This window comes from Hymenobacter agri (genome assembly GCF_054778495.1).
In genome coordinates, this window is sequence record NZ_BAAGZM010001254.1 from 1 (window position 1) to 587 (window position 587).

Here is a 587-nt window from a genome sequence, read left to right on the forward strand (position 1 = left end):
GGCGTCGAGGCAGCGCACGGCCTTGAAGCCATCGGGGCGGCCGTTGGGGCCGCGGTTGACGCCCAGCAGCTCCGCCAGGTGGGTTTCCTCCACGGCGCGGCTCAGGTAACCGCCATTCCCGTCGGGGACCACCACGTCGAAGAGGGCGCCCGCGAATTGTTCCGGGCCACCCGTGAAGCGGTCTTCGTCTTCAATAAAATAGCCAGCGCTGGGTGTACCAGGGGGTAGAGGAGTAACAGGCATAATCTTAGGGATGAATGGCGCGGATGCCCTCAGGATGGCGCAGGCGAATGCGGATGCGGCCGCCCACCAGCCCATGCAGCAGGCGCACGCGGGGCGGCAGGGTCGGCAGGACCAGGTGTTCGCCCTCGCCGATTTCCACCAGCGAGACTTCCGTCTCCCCGGCTTTCAGGGCCCAGCTGCGTGCCCCCACGGCGAAGCGCTTGCCGGAGGCATCGTAGGGTAGGTCGATGCTGTCGAGAATCTCCGGCGGCTGCTGCGTGTGGCGCACGGTACCCCCGAACACCTGCGAGGGATTGGCGCGCAGGGCCAGCGTGTCGAGCACGGCGGCCGCCAGCAGCGGGGCC

Annotated in this window: 2 protein-coding genes; both read right to left on the minus strand. The window is 68.5% G+C overall.

The features are described from left to right. A partial coding sequence (locus tag ACYVDE_RS25625) for a hypothetical protein (RefSeq protein ID WP_460504324.1) occupies positions 1–243 on the minus strand: 243 nt, incomplete at its 3' end. A 4-nt stretch (positions 244–247) separates the two neighbouring features. Continuing rightward, on the minus strand, positions 248–587 hold a 340-nt coding region (locus ACYVDE_RS25630; RefSeq protein ID WP_460504325.1), incomplete at its 5' end, for a hypothetical protein.